Raw genomic sequence first — 11,460 nt, forward strand, 5'->3', positions numbered from 1 at the left:
CTATAAATGCCGTTGGTATGGGAGAAATTACATCGAAATAGATAGATGGTTTCCTAGCTCTAAAAGGTGTAGTAATTGCGGGTATATTGCTGAGAAAATGCCGTTAAATGTTCGAGAATGGGACTGTCCAGACTGTGGGACGCACCATGACCGAGATATTAACGCCAGTAAAAATATTTTGGCCGCAGGGCTTGCGGTGTCAGTCCGGGTCGCGACTATAAGACCAGAACAGAGTAAATCTGTTAAGGCAGGTGCGAAAAATCCTTCGGGAAAGAAACAGAAACCTAAATCGTGAGGTTTGGGAATCACCGTCCGTTCACGGCGGTGAGGATGTCAAATTCAAATGTCATACATACATTATATGTATCTTAGAAGGTTGAGTCAAGCTCAAAACCCCTTCAGAGTATCACACGGATCGCCTTACCTTCCCACTTAGAGGAATATTCAGGGGGAATGACAACTGTGCCATGATGAAGAATCATTTTAAATTCAATCGCTTCCATTCGTTAAGTTTAATAAAGTGTTGTATCAAGTTTAACCCAATCAATCCATGGAGTTTTAGGGGATGAAAAAAAAGCAGCAAAAAAGGGACCGCTTTTTCCCAATCAAATATAATTTAGGTAGAAAATTGCCGAAAAATCGCTATGCTCAACGGGTACAAAATTATTGATGCTGATTCCCATGTCATTGAACCCCCCGCAATGTGGGGCCAATACCTAGAACCTAAATTTAGGGAATTTGCTCCTTCTGCTGACATGAAAATCAAAGGAGAACCGATTAGTCAAAAAATCTCCCCACAAGTCCAAGCAGAAGGGAATAAGCAGATGATGCAAGCTCATCCCCATGCTTATCTCAACCGCTATAACCCAGAGTCCCATGTTCAATCTATGACACAAATGGGCATAGATGTGGCTTTTATTTATCCTAATTACGGACTGTGGTTATTTGCCATTGATAGCCTACCTGCTGAAGTGATGGGGGCTTTTGTCCGTGCTTACAATACATGGTTATATGAAGAATTTTGTAGCTATGACCCCGCTAGACTGAAAGGAGTCGCTGCAGTCAATCAACACGATCCCGAAGATATGGTCAAAGAGCTACACCGTATGGCGAACTTGGGCTGGAAGGCGGTTTTTTTGCGCCCTAACCCTGTTAAAGGCAGAATTTTGAGCGATCCAGCCTATGAACCCTTTTGGGCGGCCTGCGAGGATTTGGACATGGCTGTAGGAATTCATGAAGGCACTCATAGCCGCTTACCCACCACTGGTGCAGAGCGGTTTAATAGTCGGTTTGCGCTTCATGCTTGTTCTCACCCGATGGAACAAATGATGGCACTGTTAGCCTTAATTGAAGGGGGGGTTTTAGAACGTCATCGGAGGCTGAGGGTGGCGTTTCTAGAGTCAGGGTGTGGTTGGCTTCCCTATTGGTTATGGAAGCTTGACGAAGAGTATAAAAATTTACATTGGGAAGTCCAAGATAGAGTAAAATTATTACCATCGGAGTATTTCCGCCGTCAGTGTTACATTGCAGGGGAACCCTCTGAACCTTGTTTGGCTCAGGTCATTGATTTTATCGGTTCTGATAACTTAATCTTCGGGTCTGATTATCCTCACATGGATCATCAGGCTGATGCGGTAAAAAAAGTTATAGGACTTGAAGACAACTTATCTCAGGAGATAGTTAAAAAAATCGTTTGGGAAAATCCTCAGCGATTTTATTGTTCAATTTAATTTCTCAAAAAGGAAGCACACTTATGTTTGAAACTCGTAGCTTATTCTACAAGGCAGAAAAAGTTAATGAAGCCGCTAATAAAATGGAAGGGGAATGCCCACACATTGGTTTTTTACAGCGTCTTTATCAACAGTCAAAACAAGTTTCTCAAATTATTGCTTATATTTGGCGATGGGCTGATGAAAATAACGAGAAATACGCCGAGCAAAAGAGAGTGGCCAATCTCTTAAGGACTTATTTTGAACATCCGACCTCAGACCAGGGATTGAAAGAAGGAAAGAATGCTGATCACCTCAAAAAATTGTTTGGAGCTAATCCCAACCAACCACTAGAAACCGTTGATGAATCTGATCCAGCTTATTTACTGAAACAAGTCTTCTTTCCACAAGGTAATCCACCCGATGAATATATTTTTCCAATCTTTGATAAATGTGAACTGGGAGAGAAAAACCCAAGCTTGGGTTACTTATTTGAAGTGACGTATAGTAGCTTTATTGGTCAAATATTGGATGCAGATAACAATGCACCAGAGTTGTTTAAAATGATTATTCCCTATCCACCTGAGCCGTCATGGGGAAATGCCACTTTAAATGCAGATGATTTGTCCGACTGGATATCAAACCGAAAACCAGGGAAATATTTTGCCGACAATCCTTATATTCCGACAACTTGTTCCTAGAAGCCTTGCAAACTAATTGAACAAAAATAAGAATTGCTCGCCTCACCTAAAGGGTGGGGATTTTATCGTTAAATTGGTCAAAAAATGATTATTAAAGATCCTCAGAACCTTTTATCTGATCTGACAATAAATACTTCTATCTTTTCAGATAGAATTCTTGAGATTCCCTCCCATAATATTCCTTTGCATCCTCATAGTATCAAAAAATTGCTAATGACGGCTAAGGATAAATATGCGGTTGTTGTTTTTCAGCCAACTTTACCCATTCTTTCAGATTTGGGTTTGCCTAGTTATCCTATACTAGCGTATTTATATCCCCAAGAATTAAGTGATATTTGGCATCAATTACAACCCCACATAGAGACATTCCTAACAAGCCAAACTATTCAACCTCAGCCTATTCCATTAGTTTTACTATCGGCAATAGATAGAGATGAGCAGTTACATTATTTTAGTTGTCATTATGGAAAAGCGATCGCACCTTCTTATGTCAGAGTTGTTGTTGGTAACACTTGTAATCTTAAGTGTGTTATGTGTCCCTATCATAGTTCTTCGATAAAGTCTAATCATACTACAGATTTTTTTCAAAAGAAAAAAGTCATGTCTTGGGAGATGATGGAAAAACTAGCAGCAGACTGTGGAAAAGCAGCAACTACCATTTTAATAGGTAGTGTTGAAGAACCATTACTTCATCCTAAACTTATAGACTTTATTCAACTTTGCCGACAGCAAGGTGTTCCAAAAGTTCATCTAACTACTAATGGTCAACTTCTGAATAAAACTTATATTAAAGCTCTGTTAAAATCGGGTTTAACCAGTATTGATATTAGTCTTGACGCGGCGACTCCAGAGACTTATTTAAGAATTCGAGGTGGAGATTTAAGTCAGGTCGAATCCAATACAATTGATCTGTTAAGAATTAGAGATCAGTTGGGTATTGACTGCGAAATTAGAACCTCTTTTGTCAGAAATTACAATGTTAATCTTGAGGAAGAAGAAGCATTTTTAAATCGTTGGTTATCAAAAGTTAATAGTGTTTTTATCCTTAATATTGCTGAATATCAAGAAAATAATATGCGACTAAAAAAACACAATCAAGGGGTAGAAAAATCTCTCCAATATTATCAACAAAAAGCGCAAGGGCGCTGGACTTGTTTATTCCCTTTTCTTGAAATGGCAGTTTTACCCAATGGCAAAATCTACTACTGTATAGAAACCTTATTTAGACTAGGTTTTGATCAAGAGATTGAAAGTTTAGGGGATTATAATCAACAAACTTTACAAGATATTTGGTCGGGAGAGTTATTCCAGCAACTACGACAAGATTTAATTCTTAATCAATTAGAAAAAAGAAGGGCTTGTCAAGACTGTGAGATGTGGAAATCGCAAATAATTCATCAAGAACTAAAAGATGGATACTCAGTGCTAACCACAACGGTGACAGAAATTTATTCTCAAGTCTGATCTAAGAGTTTAATGGACATTTTTCCGCTCAAATGCTAGAAAATAAGTAAAAACGTTATTAAAAAGTGAGTTATGAAAGATTATCAACTAATCACAAAAATTTATGAAAGTTCTAGTTCTCTGGTCTATCGAGGCATTTTTAAGGCAAATGCTCAACCGATTATTCTTAAAATTCTTAAAGAAAATTATCCAACTCCTTCAGAGATTACCCGTTATCGACAGGAATATGAAATTATCCGTTCTTTGAACATAGACAGTGTTGTTAAAGCTTATGATTTACAGCGACACTATAATAGTTTGATAATGTTTTTAGAAGATTTTGGAGGTCGATCTTTAGAGTTATTACTATCTCAAGATAAGTTAAATTTGGAAAACTTTCTCTTGATTGCTATTAAAATAACTGAGGGGTTAGCTGCTATTCATCAGGCTAATATTATTCACAAAGACATTAACCCATCTAATATTGTCTATAACCCTGAAAGCGAACAACTGAAAATCATTGATTTTGGTATTTCCACCCGTTTATCCCAAGAATTTTTCACAGCTTGTCCTCCTAACCAATTAGAAGGGACTTTAGCTTATATTGCCCCAGAACAAACAGGGAGAATGAACCGAGGTCTAGATTACCGTAGTGATTTTTATTCCCTTGGAGTTACTTTATATGAACTTTTAACCAATCAATTGCCCTTTGAAACCACCGATCCTATGGAGTTAGTTCATTGTCATATTGCCCAACAACCTTTACCTGTTCATCAACTCATTCCAGAGATTCCCTTAACTCTCTCTAATATCATTAACAAACTGCTCGCAAAAACCCCAGAAAAAAGATATCAAACTGCCTTGGGTATTAAAGCTGACTTAGAAATCTGTCTTCACCAATTAAGGACGTTAGGACAGATTGCTCAGTTTTCTTTAGGTGGTCAGGATCTGACTGAGAAATTTCAGATTTCTCAAAAAATATATGGTCGAAAACGGGAAGTTACTCAACTTTTGAAGGCTTTTGATCGGGTTAGCCAAGGAACCACTGAAATGATCCTCATTTCTGGCTATTCAGGGATTGGGAAATCAGCTTTAGTTCATGAAATTTACCAACAAGTTACATATAAACAAGGGCGATTAATTAGAGGAAAATTTGATCAATTACAAAGAGATACTCCTTATTCAGCTATTTCTCAAGCCTTTCAAATCTTAATCCGTCAACTTCTAGGTGAGCCAGAAAATATCCTGCAAGCTTGGAAAGAGAAAATTTTGGAAGCATTGGGTAAGAACAGTCAAATTATTATCGATGTTATTCCCGAAGTTGAAAAAATTATTGGCAAACAGCAACCTGTTGAACTATTAGGAGGAAGTGAAAGTCAAAATAGATTTCATTTATTTTTTAAACGATTTGTCAATGTTTTTTCTCAAAAAGAAAATCCATTAGTGATATTTATCGATGATTTACAATGGGCAGATTTACCCTCTTTAAACTTAATTGAACAATTAATATCAGATTCTGACATTAAATATTTTCTGATAATTGGAGCCTATCGAGATAATGAAGTTAGTTCGATTCATCCTTTAATGAATACTTTAGAGAAAATTCAGCAATCACAAGTTTCTGTATCGAAAATTACTCTTGCTCCTTTGCAGATGAAGCACATTAATCAATTAATTGCTGATACCTTAAGTTGTTCGATAGAAGTTACTATGCCTTTGGCAGATTTGGTGACACATAAAACAGGTGGAAACCCCTTTTTTATCGCTCAGTTTCTCTATTCTTTATACCAAGATGGTTTCATAATATTTAATCCTTCCTCTACTAAATTGGAAAATAATAAGCAAAGTTATTGGCAATGGGATCTTACCGAAATTAAAAGTCTATCAATTACCGATAATGTCGTTGATTTAATGACCCATAAAATAAAAAAAATAGCTCAAAAAACTCAAAATATTCTAAAATTAGCCGCTTGTATTGGTAATCAATTTAGTCTAGAAGCTCTTTCTATTGTAAATAATACATCTCAACATATTACGGCTCAACAACTACAATTAGCCCTTGATAAAGGGTTAGTAATACCATTAGATAATAACTATAAACTAGCTCTACTCTGGGATTCAAAAGAATTATCGAGGCAACTCTTAGAAACTGAAACTTTGGGTGGGTATTCTAACTGTGTTTCCTATAAATTTTTACACGACAGAGTGCAGCAAGCAGTTTATTCTTTAATTCCAGAGGAAGAAAAGAAAAGGACTCATCTACAAATTGGTCGCCTACTGCTAAAAAACATTACAGACGATGAATTATTAAACAATATTTTTGAAATTGTTAATCAACTTAATGAAGGTTCTGAGCTAATTACTGAGCAACAAGAAAAAGATAATTTGGCAGAATTAAATCTTAAAGCTGCTAAAAAAGCTAAAGCATCAACTGCTTATGAAACAGCATTAAAGTATTTAGATTCTGGTCTCAGTTTATTAACAACTAATAGTTGGAGTGAGCAGTATCAATTGACTTTAGAACTTCATGAAGAAAAATTACATTCTCTCTTTCTTAATACAGAATTTCAGCAAATTTTATTTTATTCAAATATCATTATTAACCAAGCTAAATCGATCTTAGATAAAGTCAAAACATATCAGATAAAGATTGAATTTTATTATGCAAATTTTCAACCTGATCAGGCGATTGATACCGCTTTAAAAACTTTGAAAGAACTGGGAATTTTAATTTATAGAAGAAATGGCAAAAGTAATATTAATCAAAGCATTAATAAGTCCTTAAATTTAATTCTACAAAAAAGGAAAATTGACGATTTAGAAAGCCTTCCTGTTATGACTGATCCCTATAAGCTTAAAGCCATTCAAATCTTACAACAAATAATGTCTTCGACGGCAACTACTGATCCCCTATTACATATAAAAATAATCCTCAAACAGATTGATTTATTTATCAACCATGGAAATTCTCCTGAATCAGCAGCAACATATAGCTACTATGGAATGATATTATGTGGCTCTATCAATAATTATAATTTAGGATATGAATTTGGTAAATTAGCCCTTAAATTGCTCGATAAATATAATATTCGTCAAGTACAAGCTCTTATTATACAGACACATTATGGATGTATATATCACTGGAAAGAGTATCTGAGAAATAAAGAGATCGATAACGAGTTACTAAAGAGTTTTCAAATCGGTTTAGATGTAGGGGATAACCAGTTTGCCTCTTATGTAGCTATAGACTATTGTATTTATAGACTGTTGGGAGGTTATCATTTGGAAGAAGTTGAACAGGAATATATCAAGTATAATCGAGTTATTAAAAAACTCAAGCAAACTTTTTCCTCTTTTTACCAAGAAATTTCTTATAATATAGTCAATAATTTACAAAAAAGCTTAAAAAAAGAAATTGCTTTATTTGTCGGTAAATCCACTGAAGAAGAAAATGCAGTTTTAGACCAATTAAATCAGACTAACAATGAATGGTTACTTTTTCTGATTTACTTTGCTAAACTATTATTATTTTATCTTCTTAAGATTTACAAGTCGGCAGTTACTTATGGAGAAAGAGGACTTCAATATATTTCAAACCCAACTATAAACTCATTTTTGATTTCTCCTCAACATAATTTCTATTCATCTTTGAGTTTTCTAGCTTATTATCATGACACAGAGCAAAATGATCAAAGAAAATTACTACAACAAGTAGATAACAATCAGCAGAAGATGGCAATATGGTCTAGTCATTGTCCAGCAAATTTTCAACATAAATATGATCTAGTTGAAGCAGAAAAAGCGAGAGTCTTAGGTCAAAACTGGAAAGCTCAAGAATTTTATGAAAAAGCCATTCAAGGAGCAAAAAAATATGAATTTATCCATGAAGAGGCTTTAGCTTATGAGCGTGCCTCTGAATTTTATTTTACTTTAGGTAGAGAAGAAATCGGGAAATTATACCTCAGAAATGCCTATCATTGTTACATTCGTTGGGGTGCAAAGGCCAAAGTTAAACAATTAGAAGAAGAATACCCTCAATATTTATTAGGCATCAGCAATCAAAACAAATCTAAAGGACTGAGTACCACCATTTCAACCACTGGTAATGATGGAGCAGTTCTTGATTTAACCACTATTCTTAAAGCCTCGCAAGCGATTTCTGGAGAAATTAAACTGGAAAATCTCCTAACAAACTTAATGAAAATTGTCATTGAAAATGCAGGAGCGCAGAAAGGTTATCTGATTTTAGAGAAAGAAGGCAACTGGGTTATTGAAGCCGAAGGCGCAATCGATGAAGAAACTATTAATATCTTACAATCAATTCCCATAGAATCTATCGACCATAATAACTCAATTCCTATCTTACCCACTAGCATTATTAATTATGTCGCTCGGACAAAAGAAACTATCGTTTTAAATGATGCCACTTCATCAGGTCAATTTACCAATGATTATTATATTGTGGCTAAAAAAACTAAATCCATTCTTTGTACTCCTTTACTCAATCAAGGTCAATTAAAAGGAATTGTTTATTTAGAAAATAATTTAACAACCAGCGCATTTACCTCAGAAAGAGTTGAACTATTAAATATTCTAGCAGCTCAAGCCGCTATCTCTATTGATAACTCAAGACTCTATCAAACCTTAGAACAAAGAGTAGAAGAACGGACAAAAGAACTCACAAATACTTTAGAGGTACTGAAAGCAACCCAAGCAGAACTTATCTTTGAAAATGACCTGCTTAAAAGTGCTGAACAACCTCCCAAATTTGTCTATCAAGTGGGGGGAAGTTTACCGATGGATGCACCGAATTATGTGGTTCGACAAGCCGATCGCAATCTTTATAAAGCTCTCAAACAAGGTCTATTTTGCTATGTTTTAAATGCACGTCAAATGGGAAAATCTAGCTTAATGGTACGGATGATGAGCCAATTACAAAAGGAGGGAATTAGATGTGCAGTAATTGACTTAACTCGGCTAGGAACAGACAATATTACCCCCGAACAATGGTATAAAGGATTAGCCGTTGATCTGCTCCGCAGTTTTGGATTAATCAAACAATTGAAAACTTTTAAAGCTTGGTGGAATGAACAATTAGACCTGCCTCCTGTACAACGATTAGGACAATTTATAGAAAATTTTCTTCTAGTTAATAACGATTTTGATCAGCGGCAATCTAGACAATCGACTGTTATATTTATTGATGAAATTGATAGCATTTTGGGGTTAAAATTTGATGTCTCTGACTTTTTTGCTTTAATTCGTTCTTTTTATAACCAGAGAGCGATTCAACCTCAATTTCAAGAGCTAACTTTTGCCTTTTTTGGTGCTACCACACCTTCAGCTTTAATTACTGACCCCCAGAAAACACCTTTTAATATTGGTAACGCTATTGAATTAGCAAGTTTTAAAGAACACGAAGCTCAACCTTTATTATATGGGTTAACAGAAAAAGTCAGCAATCTTCAGACCATGCTCAAACAAGTCTTAAGCTGGACGGGAGGGCAACCTTTCTTAACTCAAAAACTCTGTCAACTGATGCGGGATAGCGAGCAACCAATCCCCTCTAATCAAGAAGAACAATGGTTGGCCAACTTAGTAGCAGAAAAAATTATTCAAGATTGGGAGATGCAGGATCAACCCGAACATTTAAAAACCATTCAAGATCGCCTTCTTCAAAGTCCAAACCGACCCCAGTTATTAACCTTGTATCGACAAATCCTCCATCAAGAACCAATACAGATTGATAACAATCCCTATTTACCTGAGTTATTTTTATCTGGATTAGTGGTAAAGCGTCACGGGAAAATGGACGTTCATAATCGGATTTATCAGACGATATTTAATAATGATTGGCTTGAGCGATCGCTATCTTAATACCATGGTTCAAAAATTTATTTATACTGAACCAGTATATTGGCTTATAAAGTACTTTTGATACAACTGACAGCTGACAATTGCTTGATTTTCTCTGAGTTTAATTAAACCCATACTATTAAGTTTGTAAGCAATAATTGGATCGACTATCATTGGTTGATTCCCTTGACAAATCTGTTGAAAAATACCGGCAAGTTCGGGTTGTTTTTGTAAAGTGACCCAGTGCAGCTGTAAATGAGAGGAATAAATTCCCGTTGATGTAGTTGCTGATTTGATTAAATCTGGCATCGTGATTTGCTCTTGGCTAAGATGATAAATCGCTAAATGAATCAAGGCAGGATGTCCCCCCACTAAGTCGATCAACTGTTGAATTTCGTTGGTTGCTAATTCATTTAATTGATATTTTTTTGCCAATTCTGCCACTTGTTCTTGACCAAAACCCTGTAACTCTATGGGTAATCCCACATTAAAAGGAGACTGTTCTAATCGCAGAGAAACATAAGATTCTGTGGATTGAACAATAATTAAACGTAATTTCTGCCACAGGGGAGATCGCTTAGATTCTTCATAACAAGCTCTGATTAAAGGTAAAAAATCTTCTGCTACTTTCGGATGTTCAAAGACTCGATGCACTTCGTCTAAAGCCAATACCAGTGGCTGTTTTATCTCTCGTAAAATATACTCTTCAAAATAAATTGTCCAACTCATTTTAATTCCTATATCTTCATCCCAATAATCATCTAATTTGGCTTCTAAATTCAACTGCCGAGCGCAATTACGGCAGATCCAGCGTAAGAACTTGTTAAAATTTGCTATGATGTCTTGGTCTGCTTTTTGTAAATCTAAACTAACAATTTGATAACCGAATTGCTGTTGACAAGCCTCTAAAATTGTTAATAATAAAGACGTTTCCCCCCATTTTTTGGGAGCTTTAATGCGTACTAACGCCCCAGATTGGCCGATTTCCTCGATAATTTTTGCTTCAAGTTTTGTTCGTTTTAGATAATAATAAGAATTATAGGGAACAGGAGCATCTGGGTATTCTGGACGCTCATTTTGGAGATATTCCTGACCGCAATACTGAAGCGATGTGGAGTTGGTAAAATGAGATTGTAGTCTAGATAAAAAATTTTTCTTATTGATCGTTTGTCCGATCAGTTGCGAGACTTTATCATAGAGTCCTGGGGCAACTACATTGGCAAGATAGCCGCTACTATAACCGTTTTCTTGGGCAATTTCTTGATAGTTCTTTTTCTGCCAAAGTCCTCGCAATAATAATTGTTCTGTGTCATTGAGACAGCGATTCTCAAGCTTGAGCAGTTGCCGATTAAGAATCTCTTGGATTTCCTCGAATTTCATTATTTTTGTCTAAGGTAAGAAGATTTGATGGAATAGATTATTTGATTTTTCAGTTCCGTTGCAGCCAGAAACCCTGAATCTTGACATAACAGCACCGATTCAAAATAGAATTGGTATATTTGACAAACAAGCTGACGAGAACCAGTAACCGACAAAATTGTGCGATGGCAACCCTGAGAGGGATTCCATTCCCCTCTTGCTAGGAAATTATAGCATTTCTTGTCAAGGTCAATTAGGGTTAGCTGAATAAATCTAAAAACCTTGTTGGGTAAGACTTTTAGACTTTTTGTCAATCAAAAAGTACCAGATATGGGAGTGGTCGGGGGGAAAATCCCTGGACTTTTTCCCTGAAAATTAGGTAATTTACCCGA

Annotated in this window: 6 protein-coding genes; 5 read left to right on the forward strand and 1 reads right to left on the reverse strand. The window is 35.7% G+C overall.

Features of this window, described 5'->3' with window-relative positions; translation table 11 throughout:
• The 5 genes from O9295_RS02560 to O9295_RS02580 form a co-directional block, all read left to right on the forward strand.
• Positions 1 to 295, forward strand: a 295-nt coding sequence (locus tag O9295_RS02560) for a zinc ribbon domain-containing protein (protein WP_288031446.1), incomplete at its 5' end; no start/stop codon positions are given.
• Positions 296 to 644: 349 nt separating this feature from the next.
• Complete coding sequence (locus O9295_RS02565) at positions 645 to 1,730, forward strand: amidohydrolase family protein (protein ID WP_288031449.1); 1,086 nt, start codon at positions 645 to 647, stop codon at positions 1,728 to 1,730.
• Between the two features lie 23 nt (positions 1,731 to 1,753).
• The gene (locus tag O9295_RS02570; RefSeq protein WP_287691329.1) at positions 1,754 to 2,410 is read left to right on the forward strand and encodes a hypothetical protein; all 657 of its coding nucleotides are present in this window, start codon (positions 1,754 to 1,756) and stop codon (positions 2,408 to 2,410) included.
• Positions 2,411 to 2,494: 84 nt separating this feature from the next.
• Positions 2,495 to 3,874 (forward strand): radical SAM/SPASM domain-containing protein, encoded by a 1,380-nt coding sequence (locus tag O9295_RS02575; protein ID WP_288031452.1) that lies wholly within the window; start codon positions 2,495 to 2,497, stop codon positions 3,872 to 3,874.
• 72 nt (positions 3,875 to 3,946) lie between these two features.
• Positions 3,947 to 9,730, forward strand: coding sequence for an AAA family ATPase (locus O9295_RS02580; protein WP_288031455.1), 5,784 nt, complete (start codon positions 3,947 to 3,949; stop codon positions 9,728 to 9,730).
• Positions 9,731 to 9,751: 21 nt separating this feature from the next.
• Here the strand turns inward: O9295_RS02580 and O9295_RS02585 are convergent, their stop codons facing one another.
• Positions 9,752 to 11,089 (reverse strand): AAA-like domain-containing protein, encoded by a 1,338-nt coding sequence (locus tag O9295_RS02585; protein WP_288031457.1) that lies wholly within the window; start codon positions 11,087 to 11,089, stop codon positions 9,752 to 9,754.
• Positions 11,090 to 11,460: the final 371 nt, after the last annotated feature.

Origin of the sequence: Microcystis sp. LE18-22.4A, assembly GCF_027531105.1 — a bacterium.
GTDB lineage: Bacteria > Cyanobacteriota > Cyanobacteriia > Cyanobacteriales > Microcystaceae > Microcystis > Microcystis aeruginosa.